19 protein-coding genes are annotated in these 21,150 nt (G+C 65.0%); 4 read left to right on the top strand and 15 right to left on the bottom strand.

From position 1 onward, the window contains the following. Window positions 1-154: 154 nt before the first annotated feature. The 11 genes from KSS95_RS05575 to KSS95_RS05525 all read right to left on the bottom strand — a co-directional run bounded on the left by KSS95_RS05575 (window position 155) and on the right by KSS95_RS05525 (window position 12,438). Entirely contained in the window at window positions 155-1,447 is a 1,293-nt protein-coding gene (locus KSS95_RS05575) for an adenylosuccinate synthase (RefSeq protein ID WP_217852368.1), read from the bottom strand. A gap of 56 nt (window positions 1,448-1,503) precedes the next feature. Next, complete coding sequence (locus KSS95_RS05570) at window positions 1,504-2,691, bottom strand: ATP phosphoribosyltransferase regulatory subunit (protein WP_217852366.1); 1,188 nt, start codon at window positions 2,689-2,691, stop codon at window positions 1,504-1,506. 292 nt (window positions 2,692-2,983) lie between these two features. Then, on the bottom strand, window positions 2,984-3,853 hold the full coding sequence (gene hflC / locus KSS95_RS05565; protein WP_134690290.1) for a protease modulator HflC: 870 nt from the start codon (window positions 3,851-3,853) through the stop codon (window positions 2,984-2,986). Further along, window positions 3,853-5,037, bottom strand: a complete 1,185-nt coding sequence (gene hflK, locus KSS95_RS05560; protein WP_217852364.1) for an FtsH protease activity modulator HflK — start codon at window positions 5,035-5,037, stop codon at window positions 3,853-3,855. Before hflK ends, hflC begins: the two co-directional genes overlap by 1 nt. 96 nt (window positions 5,038-5,133) lie before the next feature. After that, window positions 5,134-6,435: a ribosome rescue GTPase HflX gene (gene hflX, locus KSS95_RS05555; RefSeq protein ID WP_217852362.1), complete on the bottom strand. Its 1,302-nt coding sequence runs from the start codon at window positions 6,433-6,435 to the stop codon at window positions 5,134-5,136. 15 nt (window positions 6,436-6,450) lie between these two features. Next, the gene (gene hfq / locus KSS95_RS05550; RefSeq protein WP_134690293.1) at window positions 6,451-6,711 is read right to left on the bottom strand and encodes an RNA chaperone Hfq; all 261 of its coding nucleotides are present in this window, start codon (window positions 6,709-6,711) and stop codon (window positions 6,451-6,453) included. Between the two features lie 94 nt (window positions 6,712-6,805). Then, window positions 6,806-7,777, bottom strand: a complete 972-nt coding sequence (miaA, locus tag KSS95_RS05545) for a tRNA (adenosine(37)-N6)-dimethylallyltransferase MiaA (RefSeq protein ID WP_217852360.1) — start codon at window positions 7,775-7,777, stop codon at window positions 6,806-6,808. A 1-nt stretch (window position 7,778) separates the two neighbouring features. After that, window positions 7,779-9,677 (bottom strand): DNA mismatch repair endonuclease MutL, encoded by a 1,899-nt coding sequence (gene mutL, locus KSS95_RS05540; RefSeq protein ID WP_217852358.1) that lies wholly within the window; start codon window positions 9,675-9,677, stop codon window positions 7,779-7,781. Continuing rightward, window positions 9,674-11,104: an N-acetylmuramoyl-L-alanine amidase gene (locus KSS95_RS05535; RefSeq protein ID WP_217852356.1), complete on the bottom strand. Its 1,431-nt coding sequence runs from the start codon at window positions 11,102-11,104 to the stop codon at window positions 9,674-9,676. The genes mutL and KSS95_RS05535 overlap by 4 nt, the downstream gene beginning before the upstream one ends. A 12-nt stretch (window positions 11,105-11,116) precedes the next feature. Next, complete coding sequence (gene tsaE, locus KSS95_RS05530) at window positions 11,117-11,590, bottom strand: tRNA (adenosine(37)-N6)-threonylcarbamoyltransferase complex ATPase subunit type 1 TsaE (protein ID WP_217852354.1); 474 nt, start codon at window positions 11,588-11,590, stop codon at window positions 11,117-11,119. Further along, entirely contained in the window at window positions 11,578-12,438 is an 861-nt protein-coding gene (locus tag KSS95_RS05525) for an NAD(P)H-hydrate dehydratase (protein WP_217852351.1), read from the bottom strand. The genes tsaE and KSS95_RS05525 overlap by 13 nt, the downstream gene beginning before the upstream one ends. 64 nt (window positions 12,439-12,502) lie before the next feature. Between KSS95_RS05525 and queG the strand changes: the two genes are divergently transcribed. Then, the gene (queG, locus tag KSS95_RS05520; protein WP_217852349.1) at window positions 12,503-13,567 is read left to right on the top strand and encodes a tRNA epoxyqueuosine(34) reductase QueG; all 1,065 of its coding nucleotides are present in this window, start codon (window positions 12,503-12,505) and stop codon (window positions 13,565-13,567) included. A gap of 923 nt (window positions 13,568-14,490) precedes the next feature. Here the strand turns inward: queG and KSS95_RS05515 are convergent. Together KSS95_RS05515 and orn are read right to left on the bottom strand one after the other, a co-directional pair. Continuing rightward, window positions 14,491-15,102 (bottom strand): trimeric intracellular cation channel family protein, encoded by a 612-nt coding sequence (locus tag KSS95_RS05515; RefSeq protein ID WP_023630647.1) that lies wholly within the window; start codon window positions 15,100-15,102, stop codon window positions 14,491-14,493. A gap of 92 nt (window positions 15,103-15,194) precedes the next feature. Then, window positions 15,195-15,737, bottom strand: a complete 543-nt coding sequence (gene orn / locus KSS95_RS05510) for an oligoribonuclease (protein ID WP_217852346.1) — start codon at window positions 15,735-15,737, stop codon at window positions 15,195-15,197. 108 nt (window positions 15,738-15,845) lie between these two features. On the opposite strand from orn, the gene rsgA reads away from it, so the two are divergent. Both rsgA and KSS95_RS05500 read left to right on the top strand, forming a co-directional pair. Continuing rightward, on the top strand, window positions 15,846-16,877 hold the full coding sequence (gene rsgA, locus KSS95_RS05505; protein ID WP_217852344.1) for a small ribosomal subunit biogenesis GTPase RsgA: 1,032 nt from the start codon (window positions 15,846-15,848) through the stop codon (window positions 16,875-16,877). Window positions 16,878-17,007: 130 nt separating this feature from the next. Then, window positions 17,008-17,487, top strand: a complete 480-nt coding sequence (locus KSS95_RS05500) for a molecular chaperone Tir (RefSeq protein WP_217852342.1) — start codon at window positions 17,008-17,010, stop codon at window positions 17,485-17,487. Between the two features lie 103 nt (window positions 17,488-17,590). Here the strand turns inward: KSS95_RS05500 and motB are convergent, their stop codons facing one another. After that, the gene (motB, locus tag KSS95_RS05495) at window positions 17,591-18,601 is read right to left on the bottom strand and encodes a flagellar motor protein MotB (protein WP_217852340.1); all 1,011 of its coding nucleotides are present in this window, start codon (window positions 18,599-18,601) and stop codon (window positions 17,591-17,593) included. A gap of 3 nt (window positions 18,602-18,604) precedes the next feature. Beyond that, window positions 18,605-19,456: a flagellar motor stator protein MotA gene (gene motA, locus KSS95_RS05490; RefSeq protein ID WP_217852338.1), complete on the bottom strand. Its 852-nt coding sequence runs from the start codon at window positions 19,454-19,456 to the stop codon at window positions 18,605-18,607. 130 nt (window positions 19,457-19,586) lie between these two features. Between motA and KSS95_RS05485 the strand changes: the two genes are divergently transcribed. Continuing rightward, entirely contained in the window at window positions 19,587-21,119 is a 1,533-nt protein-coding gene (locus KSS95_RS05485; protein ID WP_217852336.1) for an HDOD domain-containing protein, read from the top strand. Window positions 21,120-21,150: the final 31 nt, after the last annotated feature.

Here is a 21,150-nt window from a genome sequence, read left to right as displayed (position 1 = left end):
AACTTCTTACAGCAAGGGTTGTGCCGAAGGCAGCAGGCATAAACGCCAAAGGAAAGCGCGAGGCAAGGCATTTGTGCGCACGTGGGCTGCGCACATGAAAACGCCGCGCCTCCTTGCGGGGGCGCGGCGTTCAGTCAGCTAGCGGGGTAGCTGATCAGGCGAACGGATGACGCAGCACGATGGTCTCGTTGCGGTCCGGGCCGGTCGAGATGATATCGATCGGCGCACCTACCAACTCCTCGATGCGCTTGATGTAAGCGCGCGCGGCGGCTGGCAGTTCTTCCAGGGTTTTCATGCCCAGGGTCGACTCGCTCCAGCCTGGCATCTCTTCGTACACCGGCTCCAGGCCGATGTAGCTGTCGGCGTCGGAAGGCGCGTCGATGACGGCGCCGTTCTCGTTCTTGTAGCCCACGCAGATGTTGATGGTCTCCAGGCCGTCCAGCACGTCCAGCTTGGTCAGGCAGATGCCCGAGATACTGTTGACGTCGATGGCGCGACGCAGGATCACGGCATCGAACCAGCCGCAGCGACGGGCACGGCCGGTGGTCGAACCGAACTCGTGGCCACGCTTGGCCAGGGTGGCGCCAGTCTCGTCGAACAGTTCGGTCGGGAACGGACCGGAACCGACGCGGGTGGTGTAGGCCTTGGTGATACCGAGGATGTAGTCCAGGTACATCGGGCCAACGCCGGAACCGGTGGAGATGCCGCCAGCGGTGGTGTTGGAGCTGGTGACGTACGGGTAGGTACCGTGGTCGATGTCCAGCAGCGAGCCCTGGGCGCCTTCGAACATGATGTCCTTGCCGGCGCGGCGCAGGTTGTGCAGCTCGGCGGTGACGTCGAGCATCATCGGCTTGAGCTGCTCGGCGTAAGCCATGCACTCGTCCAGGGTCTGCTGGAAGTCGATGGCCGGCTCTTTGTAGTAATTGACCAGCTGGAAGTTGTGGTAGTCCAGCAGCTCACCGAGCTTGGCGGCGAAACGCTCGCGGTGGAACAGATCGCCGACGCGCAGGCCACGGCGGGCGACCTTGTCTTCGTAGGCGGGGCCGATGCCACGGCCGGTGGTGCCGATCTTGGCTTCGCCACGGGCCTTCTCACGGGCCTGGTCCAGCGCCACGTGGTAGGACAGGATCAGCGGCGCGGCCGGGCTGATGCGCAGGCGCTCGCGCACCGGTACGCCCTTCTCTTCCAGCTTGGTGATTTCACGCATCAGGGCGTCCGGCGCAACGACCACGCCGTTGCCGATCAGGCACTGTACGCCTTCACGCAGGATGCCCGAAGGAATCAGGTGCAGAACGGTCTTCTCACCGTTGATCACCAGGGTGTGACCCGCGTTGTGGCCACCTTGGTAGCGCACTACGGCGGCAGCATGTTCGGTCAGCAGATCGACGATCTTGCCTTTGCCCTCATCACCCCACTGGGTGCCCAGGACGACGACATTCTTACCCATAACACTTGTCCTCATTCACGCAAACTTGGTTGCCGGCCCATTGCCGGCACAGAATCTCAATGGGTCAGCGGCAGAACCTGCCAGCGCCCGTCTTGCTGAATCAATTGCCGATCACAATCCGCCTCGAGAGCAGCACTCAGCGGCTGGCCAGGCAGGGCCTGGACCACACGCTGGCCCTCGTTGCGCAACTGGCAGACCATCTGCCAGAGGGCCGCATCGCTGCTGTCGGGCATCCAGATGCCGCCAGCAGGCAATACGACCTCCGCTCGCCCCAGTGTGACCAGGGTCTTCAAATCCGTGGAGAAACCGGTGGCCGGGCGGGCCCGGCCGAAATCGGCGCCAATGTCGTCGTAGCGCCCGCCCTGGGCGATCGATTGGCCCTCGCCCGGGACGAACACGGCGAACACCACGCCGGTGTGGTAGTGGTAACCGCGCAGCTCGCCGAGGTCGAAGTACAGCGGCAGTTGCGGGTAGCGCGCGGCCAGGCGGTCGGCGATCGCCAACAGGTCGTCCAGCGCCGCCAGCACGCTGGCCGGGGCACGGCCCAGGCGCACGCGGGCCTCGGCCAGCACTTCACGGCCACCGCACAGCTCGCACAGGGCGCGCAGCATGTTGCCCAGGTCCTTCGGCAGGTCGGCGGTCAGCGCCTGCACTTCATCGACGGCCTTGCGCTGCAGGGCGTCGAACAGCTGCTGCTCGACCGCGCCGGACAGGTTGGCGGCACGGGCCAGGCCACGGTAGATACCGACGTGGCCAAGGTCCATGTGCACATCCGCCACGTCGGTCAGCTGCAGCGTGGCGAGCATCAGGCTGATGATCTCGACATCGCTGGTCGGGCTGGCGTCGCCGTACAGCTCGGCGCCCAGCTGGATCGGGCTGCGCGAGGTGGACAGGGCACGTGGCTGGGCGTGCAGCACGCTGCCGGCGTAGCACAGGCGGCTCGGGCCTTCACGGCGCAGGGTGTGGGCGTCGATACGCGCCACCTGCGGCGTGAAGTCGGCGCGGAAGCCCATCAGGCGGCCCGACTGCGGGTCGACCACCTTGAAGGTGCGCTGGTCCAGGTCCTGGCCGGCGCCGGTCAGCAGCGACTCCAGGTACTCGATATGCGGCGTGACGACCAGTTCGTAACCCCAACTCTGGAACAGGTCCAACACCTGGCGACGCGCGATTTCGATGCGCGCGGCTTCAGGTGGCAGTACTTCCTCGATGCCATCTGGCAGCAGCCAGCGGTCTACCGTTGCCATTACGCCATTTCCCCTCTGGTCCGGGCGGCCTGCCAGCTGGCGAGCCGTGAGTAAAGCAGGCATTGGCGCACAATAGCGGGCAGCACCGATCCCAGCGCAACCACCGTAGCCAATACCCTCGAATTGCCTTGCGTCCTGACCAAACCGTCAACAGGCCAGCGGCCAATCAACCTTGCAGACGCAAAAAAGCCGGGAATTTCCCGGCTGCCGCATCATACACCCCTTTTCATTCAGGATGCACCCCGCCTGGCATTTTAGCTGCCAGACGGGGCGTTCCCTCATGCGAGTGCCATCAGGGCTTGCTCTTGTCCAGGTAGCGGAAGAACTCGTTCTTCGCGTCCAGGACCAGCACGTCGCTCTTGCTGGAGAAGCTTTCGCGATAGGCCTTGAGGCTACGGTAGAACGCATAGAAATCGGCGTCCTGGGTGTAGGCCTTGGCATAGATGGCCGCCGCCTGGGCGTCGCCATCACCGCGGGTCTCTTCCGCTTCACGATACGCTTCGGCCAGCAGCACGCGGCGCTGGCGGTCGGCGTCGGCACGAATACCTTCAGCCAGCTCGTTACCCTTGGCGCGGTGCTCGCGGGCCTCACGCTCACGCTCGGTGCTCATGCGGTCGAACACGCTGCGGTTGACTTCCTTCGGCAGGTCGATGGCCTTGACGCGCACGTCGACCACCTCGATGCCCAGCTCCTTGCTGGCCATGCGGTTCAGCGAAGCGGTGATGTCGGCCATCAGCGCGTCACGTTCACCGGAAACCACTTCGTGCAGGGTGCGTTTACCGAACTGGTCACGCAGGCCGCTTTCCAGACGACGCGACAGGCGCTCGTCGGCGATCTGCTTCATGCCCGAGGTCGCGGTGTAGAAACGCTCGGCGTCCTTCACCCGCCACTTGGCATAGGCATCGACCATCACGGCTTTCTTCTCCAGCGTCAGGAAACGCTGGGTCGGGGCGTCGAGGGTCATCAGGCGGGCGTCGAACTTGCGCACCTGGTTCACGTACGGCACCTTCACATGCAGGCCAGGCTGGACATCGGCCTTGACCACGCGACCGAACTGCAGCAGTACCGCGCGCTCAGTTTGCGAGACGATGTAGAAGCAGTTCCAGGCGACGATCGCCAGCACCACGGCGCCGATCAGGGCGAACAGCGATTTATTGCTCATCAGCGGCTCTCCCTGGAACGCAGCGGCGGTTGTGGTTGCAGGTCCTGGGCGGCGCGCGCGGCGGCGTCATTGACCGACGGCGAAACGCTGCCGACCGGCGCTGCAGGGGTGCTGCGGCTACCTTCGACCATCTTGTCCAGCGGCAGGTAGAGCAGGTTGTTCTGCCCGTCCTTGGCCGTGACTAGGACCTTGCTGGAGTTGCTGTAAACCTCCTGCATGGTGTCCAGGTACAGGCGCTGACGCGTGACTTCCGGCGCCTTGCGGTACTCGGTGACCAGCTTGCTGAAGCGATCGGCCTCACCCTTGGCGCGGGCGATGACTTCGTCGCGGTAGCCGTTGGCGTCCTCGATGATGCGCTGCGCCTGGCCACGGGCCTCCGGCACCACGCCGTTGGCGTAGGACTCGGCCTGGTTGCGCGCCCGCTGCTCGTCTTCACGGGCACGGATCACGTCGTCGAAGGCTTCCTGCACTTCACGCGGGGCTGCCGCGCTCTGCACGTTGACCTGGGTGACGGTGATACCGGTGCGGTAGGTGTCGAGGAAACGCTGCAGACGCTCGCGGATGTCCACGGCCATCTGCTCGCGGCCCTCGGTCAGCACCTGGTCCATCGAGGTGGAACCCACCACGTGGCGCAGGGCGCTGTCGGTCGCATGCTGCAGGCTGACTTCCGGCTGGTCGACGTTGAGCACGAAGTCCTGCAGGTTGCTGATGCGGTACTGCACGGTCAGCGGCACTTCGACGATGTTCTCGTCTTCGGTGAGCATCTGCCCCTGCTTGGTGTACGCCCGCTCGCGGGTCACGTTTTCCATGTACTTGCGGTCGATCGGCGGGAAATAGATATTCAGGCCGGGACCGACGGTCTCGTAGTACTTGCCGAAGCGCAGCACCACGGCCTGCTCCTGCTCGTCCACCACGTACACGGCGTTGTACAGCCAGATCGCCGCCAGCACCGCCAGGCCGATGCCCAGCAAGCCGAAGCTGCCACCCTTGCCGATGTTGCGGTCACCACCGCCACCGCGTTTCTTGCCACTGCCGAACATGCCGTTCAGGCTGTCCTGCAGCTTGCGGAAGGCCTCGTCCAGATCCGGTGGACCTTTCTTGTCGCCACCACCGCCGCCACCATTACGGCGGCCGCCCCAGGGATCCTGATTGTTCGAGTTGCCACCCGGCTCGTTCCAAGCCATAGCGCTCTCCATCTGATAAAGCAAAGACGCGCCCACGGCGCGCCGTCCAATGCTACAGAATGCCTGTCACCGCTGCCCGCCGACCTCGACGGGCATTTATTGCAAAGTGTGTTGCTCGACAAACACTTGCGGCTCCATGCCTTCGCGGCTGACCAGGCGATTCAGCTCGACCCTGGGCAGTCGCACGCTCAGCAGGCTGCGCCCTTCTTCATCATGCTCTTCACTCTGCACGGCACCCAGGGCAAAGAATTGCGCGCGCAAGCGGGCAAATCGCTGCTCCAGGCGCAGGGTGCCGACATACAGGTCGTCCCCCAGCAACTCGGCCACCGCCTGGCCCACCAGCTCCAGGCCGCGTCCGTCGCGTGCCGATACCCAGACCCGTTGCGGCTTGCCATCGGCATCGCGCTGGATCTGCGGCTCGACATCCTCGAGCAGGTCGAGTTTGTTATACACCTCGAGGATCGGCAAGCTCTCGGCGCCGATCTCGCCCAGCACCGCCAGTACCTGCTCGATCTGCTCCATGCGCTCGGGCTCATGGGCGTCGATCACGTGCAGCAGCAGGTCGGAGTTGCTCGACTCTTCGAGCGTAGCCCGAAATGCCTCGACCAGCTTGTGCGGCAGGTGGCGAATGAAGCCCACGGTGTCGGCCAGCACGATCGGCCCCAGGTCGGCCAGCTCGAGCCGGCGCAGGGTCGGGTCGAGGGTGGCGAACAGCTGGTCGGCGGCATACACCTCGGACTGGGTAAGGGCGTTGAACAGGGTCGACTTGCCGGCGTTGGTGTAGCCCACCAGCGACACCGACGGGATGTCCGCGCGCTTGCGCCCGCGACGGGCCTGCTCGCGCTGGCTGCGCACCTTCTCCAGGCGTGCCTTGATCTGGCGCAGGCGCACCCGCAGCAGTCGGCGGTCGGTTTCCAGCTGGGTCTCGCCCGGGCCGCGCAAGCCGATACCACCCTTCTGCCGCTCAAGGTGGGTCCAGCCGCGCACCAGCCGCGTGCTCATGTGCTCGAGCTGGGCCAGTTCGACCTGCAGCTTGCCTTCGTGAGTACGCGCCCGTTGGGCGAAGATATCGAGAATCAGCCCGGTACGGTCCAGCACGCGACACTCGAAGACACGTTCGAGGTTGCGTTCCTGGCTGGGCGTGAGGGTGTGATTGAAAATCACCAGGTCGGCTTCGGCCGAATGGACCAGGTCGCGTAGCTCCTCGACCTTGCCGCTGCCGATCAGAAACTTGGCGGTGGGCTGATGCCGCGCCACTGTTACCAGCGAGACGATATCGGCTCCGGCCGACAGCGCCAGCTCCTGAAACTCCTGCGGGTCTTCGCGCGCCTCAGGGTTCTGACCTTCCAAGTGAACGAGCAGCGCTCGCTCACCACCACCGTGGCGCTCAAAGAACAATGCAGGCTCCTACTTTCAAGCGTTGCCTGGCTCGCTATCGCCGTGATCGGCATCAGTCGGGCTTGGCAGGCGAACCGGACGGGCAGGGACGACGGTCGAAATGGCGTGCTTGTAGACCATCTGGCTGACGGTGTTCTTCAGCAGCACAACGAACTGGTCGAAGGATTCGATCTGGCCCTGCAGCTTGATCCCGTTGACCAGATAGATCGAAACCGGGACTTTTTCTTTTCTCAAGGTGTTCAAGTAAGGGTCTTGTAGCGAATGCCCTTTTGACATATGCCGCACTCCTGTAAGGATCAATAGTAGAAAATCAAGAAAATCGATAAATTATGCCGCCCCTTCGCAAGAATAGACGGCATTTGGCAGGGACTCAGCTCAATATGGAGACGGTCCCCAGGTATTTCAAGGTGCGGGACAGATTGTCGCAGGCCAGGCTATCCAGCCAGTGTACGTCGTGCCAGCCGCGCAGCCAGGTGAATTGGCGCTTGGCCAGCTGGCGCGTGGCAATGATACCGCGTTCACGCATCTCATTCTCAGACAGCTTGCCGTCGAGATAGTCCCAGACCTGCCGATATCCCACTGCCCGTATAGACGGCAGTTCCGCGTGCAAGTCACTTCTGCCTCGCAGCGTTCGGACCTCGTCGATGAAGCCCTGTTCCAGCATCTGCGAAAATCGTAACGCAATTCGCTCATGCAAAATGTGACGATCTGTAGGCGCTATCGCCAGGCTGGCGACAGTATAGGGCAAATGCCCGTCCGCGCCTGCGTCTGCGCCGCGACTTTCCGCGAATTGACGCTGCCGGTGGGCGGTCATGCTTTCGCCGCTGACACGGTACACCTCAAGCGCGCGAATCAGCCGCTGCGGGTCATTCGGATGGATACGCGCGGCCGATTCCGGGTCCACTTCGGCCAGCTGGCGGTGCAGCTCGGCCAGGCCCAGGGTACTGGCCTGGGCCTCGAGCTCGGCGCGCACCGCAGGGTCGGCGGCCGGCATGTCGGCCAGGCCCTCGACCAGCGCCTTGTAATAAAGCATGGTGCCGCCGACCAGCAGCGGGATCTTGCCGCGCGCGGTGATCTCGGCCATGGCCTCGAGGGCATCGGTGCAGAAGCGCTTGGCCGAATAGCTTTCGGCCGGGTCGAGGATGTCGATCAGCCGGTGCGGGTGGGCGGCCAGCACCGCCTTGGAGGGTTTCGCGGTACCGATGTCCATGCCGCGGTAGACCAGGGCCGAGTCGACGCTGATCAGCTCGCAAGGCAGCACCTTGGTCAGCTCGATGGCCAGGTCGGTCTTGCCGGCCGCGGTCGGGCCCATGAGGAAAATCGCCGGGGGTTTCGCGCTCATCTTATCGGCCCCGCAGGAACAGCTTGTCCAGGTCGTCCAGGCCCATCTGGGTCCAGGTCGGCCGGCCATGGTTGCACTGGCCGCTGCGCTCGGTGTTTTCCATGTCGCGCAGCAGCGCGTTCATTTCCGCGATGGCCAGGCGCCGGTTGGCACGCACCGCGCCGTGGCAGGCCATGGTCCCGAGCAGCTCGTTGAGGTGCGCCTGGATACGGTCGCTGGTGCCGTACTCCATGAGGTCGGCGAGCACGTCCTGGACCAGGCGGTTGGCCTCGGCCTGCTTGAGCAGCGCAGGAATCTGGCGGATCGCCAGGGTCTCGGGGCCCAGGCGCTGCAGCTCGAAGCCCAGGCGCTGGAACCACTGGGCGTGCTCCTCGGCGCAGTCGGCTTCGCGCTGGCTCAGCGCCAGCGACTCCGGCACCAACAGCGGCTGGCCGCTCAGGCCTTCGCTGGCCATGGCCACCTTGAGGCGCTCGTACATGATGCGTTCATGGGCCGCGTGCATGTCCACCAGCACCAGGCCGACGGCGTTTTCGGCCAGGATGTAGATACCCTTGAGCTGGGCCAGGGCGTAGCCCAACGGCGGAATGTCGCCCTGGCTTTGCGGCAGGCTGCTGGGCGCGGCGCTGGCGTTGTCCAGCGGCGCGTAGAATTCGCGATAGGCCGCCTGGGCCTCGCCGACGTTCAATGGCTGCGAAGGCCGCGGCGTGTACTGGTACTGATAGCCCGCACCCGAGCCTGCGGAGAACGTCGAGCGTTGCTCGCCCTGGGGCTGCTCGAGCATCGGCGAGGCCAGGCGCATCTCGCCCTGGGGGCCGAACTCGCCGGCCTGCTGGCCGCTGGGGCGGACCATTTCGCTCGCCGCCGCCGGGGCCGCGAGCTGGTCTTCCGGGCGCACATCGGCCAGGGCCCGGTGCAAGGTGCCATAGAGGAAGTCGTGGACCATGCGCCCTTCACGGAAGCGCACTTCGTGCTTGGTGGGGTGGACGTTGACGTCCACGCCGGTCGGGTCGCACTCGAGGAACAACACGAAGGTCGGGTGACGGCCATTGAACAGCACGTCGCGATAGGCCTGGCGCACGGCGTGGGCGACCAGCTTGTCGCGCACGGCGCGGCCGTTGACGAAGAAGTACTGCAGGTCGGCCTGGCTGCGCGAGAAGGTCGGCAGGCCAACCCAGCCCCACAGGCGCAAGCCGTTGCGCTCGACGTCGAGCGGCAGTGCCTGCTCGAGGAAACCCGGGCCGCAAATGGTGCCGACGCGCCGCGCCCGGGCCATCTCGTCGACGGCTTCGTGCAGGCTGAAGATGGTCTTGCCGTTGTGCCGCAGGTGGAAACCGACGTCGAAACGCGCCAGCGCCAGGCGCCGGATCACTTCCTGCAGGTGATCGAACTCGGTCTTCTCGGCCTTGAGGAACTTGCGTCGGGCCGGGGTATTGAAGAACAGGTCGCGCACTTCCACCGAGGTGCCGACCGGGTGCGCCGCGGGCTGCACCCGCGGGAGCATGTCGCGGCCTTCGGTCTCCACCTGCCAGGCTTCACTGGCCTCGGCGGTGCGCGAAGTCAGGGTCAGGCGTGCCACCGAGCTGATCGATGCCAGCGCCTCACCGCGAAAGCCCAGGCTGAGCACGCCTTCGAGGTCCTCGAGCTCGCGGATCTTGCTGGTGGCGTGGCGCGCCAAGGCCAGCGGCAGGTCATCGGGGGCGATGCCACTGCCGTTGTCGCGCACCCGCAGCAGCTTCACGCCGCCCTGTTCGACCTCGACCTCGATGCGCCGGGCACCGGAGTCCAGGCTGTTCTCCAGCAGCTCCTTGGCCACCGAGGCGGGGCGCTCGACCACCTCGCCGGCGGCGATCTGGTTGGCCAGCCGCGGGCTGAGCAGCTGGATGCGCGAACCGCCACTCATTGCTGCGACGCCAGGGCGGTGGTGGGGATATCGAGGTGCTGGCCGACTTTCAGCTCGTCGCTCTTGAGGTTGTTGCTGCTGCGCAGGGCGGCGACGCTCACCTGATAGCGCACGGCGATCATCGCCAGCGTCTCACCGGGGCGCACGCTGTGCTCGCGCGGGCCCTGGGCGATCTTGCCGCTGTCACGCAGCCAGGCGATGTAGGTGCCTGGCGGCGGGTTCTGCTGGAAGAACTGCCGAACCCCGGTGTGGATCGAGCGAGCCAGGGCTTGCTGGTGGCCACGGGTGGCCAGCTTGGCGGCCTCGTTGGCATTGGAGATGAACCCGGTTTCGACCAGGATCGACGGGATGTCCGGCGACTTCAGCACCATGAACCCGGCTTGTTCCACGCGCTGCTTGTGCAGCGGCGTGACCCGGCCCATGTTGCCCAGCACCTTCTGCCCGACGTTGAGGCTGGAGCTCAAGGTGGCGGTCATCGACAGGTCGAGCAGCACGCCAGCAAGCATGCGGTCCTTGTCGTCGAGGCTGACGTTGCCGGCACCGCCGATCAGGTCGGAGCGGTTTTCCGTGTCGGCCAACCAGCGCGCGGTCTCGGAGGTGGCGCCACGGTCGGACAGGGCGAACACCGAGGCGCCGAAGGCGGCCTTGGACGGCGCGGCGTCGGCGTGGATCGAGACGAACAGGTCGGCGCCCTTCTTGCGGGCGATCTCGGTGCGTTTGCGCAGCGGGATGAAGTAGTCGCCGGTGCGGGTCAGCTCGGCGCGGTAACCCTTCTCGGTGTTGATCTGGCGCTGCAGCTCCTTGGCGATCTGCAGCACGATGTCTTTTTCATGCTGGCCGCGCGAGCCTGACGCGCCCGGGTCCTCGCCGCCGTGACCGGCGTCGATGGCCACCACGATATCGCGCTTGCCGGCCGGTGCCGGCGGCAGCTTGATCGCCGGCTGCGCCGGGGTCACCGGCACGGCCGGGGTGGTCGCCGGCGTTTGTGGCGCCGGTGGCGGGGTCGGGTTGCTGGCGGCAATGGCGTCGGCTTCCTGGTCGTACAGGTCGACCACCAGGCGGTTGCCGTACTGGGCGTTCGGCGCCAGGGTGAAGCTCTTCGGCGACACGGCCTTTTTCAGGTCGACCACCACCCGCAGGTCGGTGGGCGTGCGCTGCGCCGAGCGCACGCTGGTGATCGGCGTGTTCGAAGTGGAGACGTTCAGCGGCGCACCGAGGGTGGCGCCGTTGATGTCGATCACCAGGCGATCGGGTGCGGTCAGGGTGAAGACGCTGTGCTGCACAGGCCCGGACAGGTCGAAGACCAGCCGCGTGTTGTCCGGAGCGCGCCACAGGCGCATGCTCTTGACTTGAGTGACGGCCAGAGCGTCAACGGTCACCGCGGTCAGCAGCAGCCCAACGACAGCGACCAGTGCGCGTATGCGCATACCTTTCCCCACTTACTGTTTGAATTCTTCGGCCAGAACGGCACACCAGGATTCGCCGCGTGCCCCCTGCGGCGACAGGTTAAGCGAACGTCCGCCCGCTTGCGGGCTTATGGTAATGGTCAGGTCGGGCTTTGGCAAAACGCCTGCGCCTTTATCGGGCCACTCGAACAGGCACAGCGCATCGCCCTCGAAATAGTCGCGGATGCCCAGGTACTCGAGCTCCTCCGGGTCGACCAGGCGATACAGGTCGAAGTGGAAGGCACGGATATCGCCGATTTCGTAGGGTTCGACCACGGTAAAGGTCGGGCTTTTCACCGGCCCCTGGTGGCCCAGGCCACGAATCAGGCCACGTGACAATGTGGTCTTGCCGGCGCCCAGGTCGCCTTCGAGAAAAATCACGCCATGACCGCCGGTCACTTTGGCCAGCTTCGCGCCAAAGGCGACGGTGGCTGGCTCGTCGGCCAGAAACAGGGTTACACCTGACACGCTGAATGCTCCTCCAATAACGCTCTAATGACCGGCACCAGATCACTGGCTGCCAGCCCTCTACCTTTAACGCCCAGGCGCTCGCCGGCGCAGGCATGCAGCCATACGCCCAGGCACGCCGCCTGCCAGGCTTGCAGCCCTTGCGCCAGCAGCGCGGCCAACACCCCGGTCAGCACATCGCCGAGCCCGGCACCGGCCATGGCCGGGTGCCCCCGCTCGCACAGCGCCAGCTGGCCTGCGGGGTCGGCCACCAGGGTGCCGGCGCCCTTGAGCACGCACACGCTGGCATAGCGGCGCGCCAGCTTGCGCGCGGCCCCTGCCCGGTCAGCCTGCACCGCCTCGGTGGAGATGCCCAGCAGCCGCGCCGCCTCCCCGGGGTGCGGGGTGAGGATGCTGGCACTGGGCAACGCCAACGGCGTGCGCGCCAGCAGGTTGAGCGCATCGGCGTCCCACACCTGCGGTTGCTGCGCGTTGGCCACCGCCGACAGCAGGCTGCGGCCCCAGGCTGCCTGGCCAAGCCCGGGGCCGACCACCAGCACCGTGGCGCGCTCGAGCGCGGCCATCAGCTGGTTGGCCGAGCTTGCGCCCAGCCACATGGTCTCGGGCAGGCGGGTAAGGCCGGCGGCCACGTGCTCGGGGCGGGTTGCCACGCTGACCAGCCCGGCACCGCAACGCAGCGCCGCCTCAGCGCTGAGCATCACCGCGCCGCCCGTGCCGAGGTCACCACCGACCACCAGCACATGGCCGAAGTCGCCCTTGTGGGCGTTCGCCGGGCGCGCCGCCAGGCCCGGCAGCGTGAGGCTACTGAGGATGTGCGGGGCATTCTGTGGGTGTTTGGTCTGAGGCATGGGGTCAAAGGCTCCGATGTCTGGCAGAATTATACGCACCTCCGCCTGTAATGCCTGCACATCCATGTCCGCCGACCTCCCAGATATCGCCACACTGGCCCAATCGATCAAGGATTGGGGCCGCGAACTCGGTTTTGCCCATGTCGGCATTGCCGGCGTCGAGCTTGGCGAGCACGAACAGCACCTGCAGCGTTGGCTGGCGGCTGGCTACAACGGCGAAATGGAGTACATGGGTGACCATGGCACCAAGCGTTCGCGCCCGGCCGAGCTGATTCCGGGCACTGTGCGGGTGATTTCGCTGCGCATGGACTACCTGCCTGGCGACACGCAGATGGCCCAGCGCCTGGCGCAGCCGGAGAAGGCCTATATCTCGCGCTACGCCCTGGGCCGCGACTACCACAAGCTGGTGCGCAAGCGCGTGCAGCACTTCGCCGATCGTATCCAGGAGGCCATCGGCCCGTTCGGCTACCGTGCCTTCGTCGACAGCGCGCCGGTGCTGGAGAAGGCCTTGGCGCAGGAGGCGGGTCTTGGCTGGATCGGCAAGAACACGTTGTTGCTCAACCGCAAGGCGGGTAGCTACTTCTTTCTTGCCGAGCTGTTCGTCGACCTGCCGCTGCCGATCGATGGCATCCAGGGCAGCGACCACTGCGGCCGCTGCCAGGCGTGCCTGGACATCTGCCCGACCCAGGCCTTTGTCGGGCCTTACCAGCTCGATGCGCGGCGTTGCATCTCGTACCTGACGATCGAGCTGCGCGGTGCCATTCCACTGGAGCTGCGGCCGTTGATCGGCAACCGGGTGTTCGGTTGCGACGATTGCCAGATCGTCTGTCCGTGGAACCGTTTCGCCAAGACCACTGCCGAAGATGACTTCATTCCCCGCCGGGGGCTGGACAATATCGAGCTGGCCGAGCTGTTCCTGTGGGATGAAAAGCGCTTTCTCGGCTGCACCGAGGGCTCGCCCTTGCGTCGGGCGGGGTATGAACGGTTCCTGCGCAACCTTGCGGTGGGGCTTGGCAACGCGCCGTCGACCATTCCCGTGGTGGAGGCGCTGAAGACGCGGCGGGATGATCCGTCGGTGCTGGTACGCGAGCATGTAGAGTGGGCGCTGGCCCGCCACAACGCCCTTTAACCCCCCCCCCCGCAGCCACCCCACTCCGCCGCTTTGGCTTTGGCTTTGGCTTTGGCTTTGTCGATCAAGAGGTTAACGCCACATCCCGCTAGCGTCAGCTGCGCCAGTGCAGGCGCCGCCCGTAACTTCGCGACTTCAGGAGGCCGAACGCAGGCCTTGCGTAGGGAGGTGACGGGCATGGATGCCCGTCAAGCGCTGGGGCCCAGGATGGGCCCTACAGCGCGGTCCTCCCGGGAGCAAGGCCGGAGTGAGGGAACCCGGAGCGGAGCGTAGGGCCGGATGAATGGAGCGCAGCGTTTTTTGGTTACTTTTTGTCGCGTTTGACAAAAAGTGACTCGCCGTAAGGGCGAAAAGGTGATTAAGCGTCGATATAGCCAATGAATGCGCTTACTTCTGTGAATACCCACGCCGATCGACTTTGACTTTGACTTTGACTTTGACTTTGACTTTGACTTTGACTTTGACTTTCAGAGCGTGAGTTTTGAAAGTTATACGCGCATTCATTGGCGATGGCGACGCATAGTCACCTTTCCGCCCTTACGGCGGGTCCCTTTTTGAAGGATCAAAAAGGAACCAAAAAATCCTCGCTCCATTCATCCGGCCCCTACGCTTCGCTCCGGGGTCCCCTCGCTCCGTTCTTGCTCCCGTGGGTACCGCGCTGTACGCCCCATCCTGGGGCGCAGCGCTCGACGGCCATCCATGGCCGTCGCCCCACTACGCAAGAACTCCGCTCGGCCTCCTGAAGTCGCAATTGGCGGCGCCTGAACTATCGCGCGCGTAGAAGCAAAATCAAAAAACAGAGCAAGAGCAAGAGCAAAACCTTGAGTGGTTATCAAACGACTGCCGCGTTTCTACAGTGATGACCTCTCGCCGGCAAGCCGGCTCCTACGGGGAAACTGAAAAATTCAGCGTATTGCCCGAGGTTACTGTTGATCGTTGTAATGAAACTTCGGCATTTCCCAATGAAACCGAATCGCCAACAATCGAACCAGAAAACCACCGAACAAGGTCAGGAGCATGGCCTGCTCCGCCGGCACCTTGAAGTAAACGCACCCCAGGTAGAACCACGCAGCCGCGAACGACACACTGGCGTACAGCTCCCGCCGAAACACCAATGGAATGTCGTTACAGAAGATATCCCGCAGGATCCCGCCAAACACCCCGGTGATCACCCCACTGATCGAAGCCACCAGGAACCCCTGCCCCATCTCCAGCGCCGTCATGCAGCCGATCAAGGTAAACGCCACCAACCCCAGGGCATCGAGCACCAGGAACAGCGAGCGCAGATGGCGCATCAAGGGCGCAATGAAGATCGTCAACAGCGCGGCAAAACTGGTCAGCACCAGGTACTCAGGGTGCTTCACCCAGGTCAGCGGATAATGCCCCAGCAGCACGTCGCGCACTGAGCCGCCGCCCAGCGCGGTAACGCAGGCGATCAGCACCACGCCGAACCAGTCCATGCCCCGTCGGCCGGCAGACAACGCGCCGGTCATGGCTTCAGCGGTGATGGCGATGAGGTAGAGCATCAACAACATGGTGCGGCCCCGAGCAGGAAAGGCGCGCAGTCTACCCAGTCAGGCGCGGCACCAAAAGGGGGCGCGCCGACGATCGTCGGCGCCCGGCAAGGTCAGACCTTGATGAAATGCTCACGGTAGTGACGCAGCTCGGCAATGGACTCGCGGATATCGTCCAGCGCCAGGTGGGTACCACCCTTCTTGAAGCTGTCACGCACCTCCGGCGCCCAGCGCGCAGCCAGCTCCTTGAGCGTGGAGACATCCAGGTTGCGGTAGTGGAAATAGTTTTCCAGCGCGCGCATGTGCCGGTAAAGGAAACGACGATCCTGGCAGATACTGTTGCCGCAGATCGGCGACTTGCCCTTCGGTACCCACTGCTCGAGGAAGGCAATGGTCTGCGCCTCGGCCTCGGCCATGCTCACCTTGCTCTCGCGCACACGCTGGGTCAGGCCCGAGGCGCCATGGGTGCGGGTGTTCCACTCGTCCATGCGCGCCAGCACTTCATCACTGTGGTGGATGGCGATCACCGGGCCTTCGGCCAGGGTGTTCAACTCGCTGTCGGTGACGATGGTGGCCATCTCGATGATGACGTCGCTGTCCGGATCCAGGCCGGTCATTTCCAGATCGATCCAGATCAGGTTCTGTGGGTTGTGCATGCAGGTGCTCCTCGAATAGCCCGTCATATTAGCCTAGCCAGGCGGCTCATGGGCGTAGCGTGCTAAACTGCCGCCGTTTTCTTTCTGCCCCGCCAACACGGAACCTTCATGGCCAAACGCCAGCTCAACCGCCGCCAGAACTGGCGCATCGAAAAGATCCAGGGCGAACGCGCCGCCCGCGCCGCCAAACGCGAGCAGCACGTGCTGCAAGAGCTGGAAGGCGGCGACCTGGGCCCAGAGCAACTGGGCCTGGTGATCGCCCACTTCGGTGTGCAGGTCGAGGTCGAGGCCCAGGACGGCGAAGCCGCCGGCCAGGTCTTCCGCTGCCACCTGCGGGCCAACCTGCCGGCGCTGGTCACCGGCGACCGCGTGGTCTGGCGCGCCGGCAACCAGGGCATCGGCGTGATCGTCGCGCAAATGCCACGCAGCACCGAGCTGTGCCGGCCGAACAACCATGGGCAGCTCAAGCCGGTGGCGGCCAACGTCGACCTGATCGTCATCGTCTTCGCCCCGGCCCCCGAGCCGCACCCCAACCTGATCGACCGCTACCTAGTGGCCGCCGAACATGCCGGCATCCGCCCGCTGCTGCTGCTGAACAAGGCCGACCTGATCGACGCCGACAACGGCCCGACCCTGCATGCCATGCTCGAGGTCTACCGTGGCCTGGGCTATCCGCTGCTGGAGGTCTCGGCGCACCAGGGCGACGGCATGCAACGCCTGCAACAGACGCTCGACGGCCATATCAGCGTGTTCGTCGGGCAATCGGGCGTGGGCAAGTCGTCGCTGGTCAACAGCCTGCTGCCCGAGGCCGGCACCCGGGTCGGCGACCTCTCGGAGTGGTCCGGCCAGGGTACCCACACCACCACCACCGCGCGCCTGTACCACTTCCCCAACGGTGGCGACCTGATCGACTCGCCGGGCATCCGCGAGTTCGGCCTCGGCCACGTCAGCCGCGATGACGTCGAAGATGGCTTCATCGAGTTCCGCGAGCTCATCGGCAACTGCCGCTTCCGCGACTGCAAGCACGACCGCGAGCCGGGCTGCGCGCTGTTGAAGGCCCTCGAGGACGGCAGCGTCACGCAGCAACGCATGAACAGCTATCGCTCGATCATCGCCAGCCTGCCGGAAGACAGCTACTAACCCCGCCCAAATGTAGGATGCATTACCGAGCGGTGTAAGACCGCTCCGGTTTTGCCGACACCTATTGTCCTGCTCCTGGCTTTCCTCGATGGTCATGGCTTGTCGGCCTGGATCAAGGAGGGCAACGCCAATGCCGGTCTTCATCAGCTATCGCCACGCAGAGCGGCTCGACGCCTTCATTCTCAACGAACGCCTGCTGCTCGAAGGCATCCCCACGCAACTGGTGCTGTTCGACAGCCAAGGGCAGACCTTCGACGACCTGCATGGCGGCTTTTGCCAGCAGATGGCCGATGCCACGCATTGGGTCGGGGTGCTGGCCGCAGGCGACCAGGAAGGCTGGTGGACGGCTTGGCTGCTGGGCGCAGCCGCGATGACCGGCCGGCGGGTGAGCTTCTATCTGGGCAGCCCGGGGGAAGTGCCTGAACGCCTGGGCAAATGGCCGGTCATGCGCGATCGCGGGCATATCGACCTGTTCGTCTGGGCCTACCACGACGAGCAGACATTCGGCCGGGGGATGCAAGCAGCGCTGCCGCGAGGCAGTGCCGCGGACCGCGACAATGCCGACTTCTTCCATGCCGACCTCAAGGCCAAGATCAGGCGCGGATTCTAGTGTGGCTCCCGCAGGAGCCGGCCTTGCCGGCGAACACCGGCACAGCCGGTGCCATCCAGCGCGTCGCCTGGATGCGCCAGCAAAGCTCGCGCCTACGGCGTCCTTACTGGTCCTTGGCCTCGTCCATCTTCAACACACCCTCCTCGAAGATGTTCAGCTTCTGGCGCAGCTCGCGCGGCTGCATCGGCGCATCCCCCGCCCCTGGCGCGGTTGCAGCGCCGGCAGGCGGCGCGGCATCGGCCGGCGGGGTCTTCTCTGGCGCGCCTTGCTCGCCCTCGATATCGCGCTGGGCCTTCTTGGTCAGGACGATGATATCGATGCGCCGGTTGACCGGGTTGAACGGGTTGGCCCGATCGAACAGCGACGACGACGCATAACCGACCACCCGCGCCACCTGCTCGTCCGGATAGCCACCGGCTACCAGTGCCCGACGGGCAGCGTTGGCGCGGTTGGCCGACAGCTCCCAGTTGCCGAAGTCGCCCGTGCCGGAATACGGCTTGGCGTCGGTATGGCCACTGATGCTGATCTTGTTCGGCACCGCCTTGATGGTGTCGGCCATCGCCAGCAGGATGTCCTCGAAGTACGGCTGCAGGCGCGCGCTGCCCAGGTCGAACATCGGCCGGTTCTCGGCATCCATGATCTGGATGCGCAGGCCGTCCTGGGTGATCTCGAACAGGATCTGGTCCTTGAACTTCTGCAGCTGCGGGTTTTCCTCGACCTTGTTCTGCAATTCTTGCAGCAACAGCTCCAGGCGTTCGCGCTCGACCTGCTCGGCCAGGGTCTCGACCTTGTCCTTGTCCAGCTGCAGGCTGGTATCAGGCGTCGGCTCGGACTTCTCTTCCGGGTTGATGGTCTTTTCCGGCGCCAGCTGCGGCGTGCCGCCCAGGTCGATGATGTACGGCGTGCCGCTCTCGGAGAAACCGATCGGGTCCTTGAAGTAGCCGGCGATGGCGATCTTCTGCTCGGGCGTGGCGGTGGACAGCAGCCACAGCACGAGGAAGAACGCCATCATCGCCGTGGCGAAGTCGGCGAAGGCGATCTTCCAGGCCCCGCCGTGGTGGCCGTCGCCAAAGCGCTTGACGCGCTTGACGATGATGGGCTGATTGTTCTCCATGGCTTAGCGACCGCGTACTGCTTGTTCCAGCTCGGCGAAGCTCGGACGGTGCGCCGGGAACAGCACCTTGCGCCCGAATTCCACGGCCAGCGATGGCGGCATGCCAGAGGCCGAAGCCACCAGCGAGGCCTTGATCGCCTCGTAGACGTTCAGCTCTTCCTTGGCGTCGTGGCGCAGGGCGTTGGCCAGCGGGCCGAAGAAGCCGTAGGCGGCAAGAATACCGAAGAAGGTACCGACCAGCGCCGCACCCACGTGCAGGCCGATGGACTTCTGGTCGCCGTCCCCCAGCGAGGCCATGGTCACCACGATGCCCAGTACCGCCGCGACGATACCGAAGCCGGGCATGCCGTCGGCGATGCCGGTGACCGCGTGCGACGGGTGCTCGAGCTCTTCCTTCATGCTCAGCAGCTCCATGTCGAACAAGCCTTCGAGCTCGTGGGGCGCCATGTTGCCGGTGGACATGATGCGCAGGTAGTCGCAGATGAACGCGGTCATGCGCTCGTCGCCGAGCACTGCGGGGTACTTGGCGAAGATCGGGCTGGCCGCCGCGTCCTCGATGTCGCCCTCGATGGCCATCATGCCTTCACGACGGCTCTTGTTGAGGATCTCGTACACCAGGCCCAGCACTTCCAGGTAGAAGGTGTGGGTGAAACGGGTGCCGAACATCTTCAGCGACTTCTTGATCACATGCATGGTCATGTAACCAGGGTTGGCCTGGAGGAACGCACCAAAGGCCGCGCCGCCGATGATCAGCACCTCGAACGGTTGGATCAGGGCCGCGATCTTGCCGTGGGAAAGCACGTAGCCGCCGAGCACGCTCGCGAATACGACGATGATGCCGATAATTTTAGCCATAAGTTGGAAGCACTTGCTGTCGTGGTCAGGATGGGGAACGGAAGCTTGAAAACTCTTCTTCTACTTATCGGCAGAACTGCGCCAGACTATAGCCACTCATTGCGAAAAGCCAGTTCGGACTGATGTCAATATGCCAATTGAAACCAAGGTGCCAAGTCAGGTTCCGTCGAGTCTAGAGGCCTGGGTAAAGCTGCTCGACGGGATTCGAGTACCCGTGCCCAAAGACAGCCACGACCGTGTTCTGCAGGCCATCAACGACAGCCGTCGATCCCTGCGCGACATTGCCGAACTGATGCAGGACAGCCCCGCGCTGGTGCTGTGCGTGATGCGCGAGGCCAACCATTCGGCCAATGCCAGCCAGGCCGAGCCCGCCGAAAGCCTGGAAATCGCCCTCAACCGCCTTGGCCTGGCCCGCACCAGCCAGTTGCTGGCGCGCCTGCCGGCGCTGCCGGGCGATGATATTCCGCCGGTGTTGCGCCAGTTCCTGTTGATCAGCCAGCACGCCACGCAGCAGGCCAATGGTCTGTTCGCCAGCCGCCTGGCGCGGCTGTGGCAGGAGATCCACTGGGGCAGCCTGCTGTTCCTTTCGCCGATGTGGCCGCTGGCCCTGGCCTACCCCAAGCTGCTCGACACCTGGGAACTGCGGGTCATCCACAAGGGCGAGGACGCCGCCGTGGTCGAGCAGGAGCTGTTCGGGGTGCGCCTGATGCTGCTGTGCCGCAGCCTGGCCGAACACTGGCGCCTGCCCGAGTGGGTCATCCAGGGCTATCGCCTGCTGCTCGAAGAGCGCGAGCAACTGGCCCAGGTGCTGGCCATCGCCCGCGAACAGGAGCCACTGGCACAGCAGCAGCGCCTGGATGAAGAGCCGGCCCTGCGCCGCTGGTTCAACCAGCCGCCGAACACCGTGCTGCTGGCCAACGGCCTGGCCCTGGCCGCCCAGGTTGGCTGGGACAACCCGCACCTGCTGCGCTGGCAGCTGCTCACCGCGCTGTACCTGCAAACCAGCCTGGACGACGTCCAGCAGCAGGTGCACCAGCAAGCCGCGGCGAGTGCCCGCCACCATGCCCGCCATGCCCTGTTCCACCCGGCCGAGGCACTGATCTGGCCTTGGCACCAGCGCCGTCCGCACCCGGACATGCTCACGCCACCACCGCCCAGCACCGAGGACCTCGGCCGCTGGCGCGCGCTGTGCCAGACCTTGCTGGCCCAGCCCAGCCCATTCAGCAACGGCGTGCACCTGGCCACCCAGGCCCGCGATGCCTTGCTGGCCTGCGGCATGCAACGGGTGATGCTGTTGAGCCTGGACAAGGCCAGCGACTACCTGCGCGTGCAGCAAACGGCCGGCCTGCCGAAAGAGGCCGCGGCCATGGCGCTGTCGCTGCCACAGCACAAACTGCTGCAAAAACTGATGAGCAAGGCCGGCCAGCTGCGCCTGACGCCAGACAACCATGCCCAGTTCAGCGCCTTGCTGCCGGCGCCGCTGCGCGCCTTCTTCCGTGGCGAACACTTGCTGCTGCGCTCGCTGGCGGTCGGCGACCAGGTGCTGATGCTGGCGGTGGCCGACCAGGCCGGCAAGCCCCTGGCCGATGTCAGCGTGCAGGCCTTCGGTAAAACCGCGCAATGCATCGAGCGCGCCCTGGCCACCTTCGGCAACCGCAATTGATGAGCCTTGCGCTACAATCGCCCCCTTTGCA

The organism is Pseudomonas muyukensis (genome assembly GCF_019139535.1).
Classification (GTDB): domain Bacteria; phylum Pseudomonadota; class Gammaproteobacteria; order Pseudomonadales; family Pseudomonadaceae; genus Aquipseudomonas; species Aquipseudomonas muyukensis.
The sequence above is the reverse complement of the archived record's forward strand: the minus strand, read 5'-3'. Positions and strand labels throughout refer to the sequence as shown.

Coding starts and splice junctions, on each gene's coding strand:
- mutL (WP_217852358.1), bottom strand. CDS start 9,677: ATGAGTGGCGGTTCGCGCATCCAGCTGCTCAGCCCGCGGCTGGCCAAC.
- KSS95_RS05525 (WP_217852351.1), bottom strand. CDS start 12,438: ATGCCTCAGACCAAACACCCACAGAATGCCCCGCACATCCTCAGTAGC.
- motB (WP_217852340.1), bottom strand. CDS start 18,601: ATGGAGAACAATCAGCCCATCATCGTCAAGCGCGTCAAGCGCTTTGGC.
- KSS95_RS05485 (WP_217852336.1), top strand. CDS start 19,587: ATGCCAATTGAAACCAAGGTGCCAAGTCAGGTTCCGTCGAGTCTAGAG.
- KSS95_RS05535 (WP_217852356.1), bottom strand. CDS start 11,104: ATGCGCATACGCGCACTGGTCGCTGTCGTTGGGCTGCTGCTGACCGCG.
- KSS95_RS05575 (WP_217852368.1), bottom strand. CDS start 1,447: ATGGGTAAGAATGTCGTCGTCCTGGGCACCCAGTGGGGTGATGAGGGC.
- miaA (WP_217852360.1), bottom strand. CDS start 7,777: ATGAGCGCGAAACCCCCGGCGATTTTCCTCATGGGCCCGACCGCGGCC.
- hflK (WP_217852364.1), bottom strand. CDS start 5,037: ATGGCTTGGAACGAGCCGGGTGGCAACTCGAACAATCAGGATCCCTGG.
- hflC (WP_134690290.1), bottom strand. CDS start 3,853: ATGAGCAATAAATCGCTGTTCGCCCTGATCGGCGCCGTGGTGCTGGCG.
- rsgA (WP_217852344.1), top strand. CDS start 15,846: ATGGCCAAACGCCAGCTCAACCGCCGCCAGAACTGGCGCATCGAAAAG.
- motA (WP_217852338.1), bottom strand. CDS start 19,456: ATGGCTAAAATTATCGGCATCATCGTCGTATTCGCGAGCGTGCTCGGC.
- queG (WP_217852349.1), top strand. CDS start 12,503: ATGTCCGCCGACCTCCCAGATATCGCCACACTGGCCCAATCGATCAAG.
- KSS95_RS05570 (WP_217852366.1), bottom strand. CDS start 2,691: ATGGCAACGGTAGACCGCTGGCTGCTGCCAGATGGCATCGAGGAAGTA.
- KSS95_RS05500 (WP_217852342.1), top strand. CDS start 17,008: ATGCCGGTCTTCATCAGCTATCGCCACGCAGAGCGGCTCGACGCCTTC.
- KSS95_RS05515 (WP_023630647.1), bottom strand. CDS start 15,102: ATGTTGTTGATGCTCTACCTCATCGCCATCACCGCTGAAGCCATGACC.
- orn (WP_217852346.1), bottom strand. CDS start 15,737: ATGCACAACCCACAGAACCTGATCTGGATCGATCTGGAAATGACCGGC.
- hfq (WP_134690293.1), bottom strand. CDS start 6,711: ATGTCAAAAGGGCATTCGCTACAAGACCCTTACTTGAACACCTTGAGA.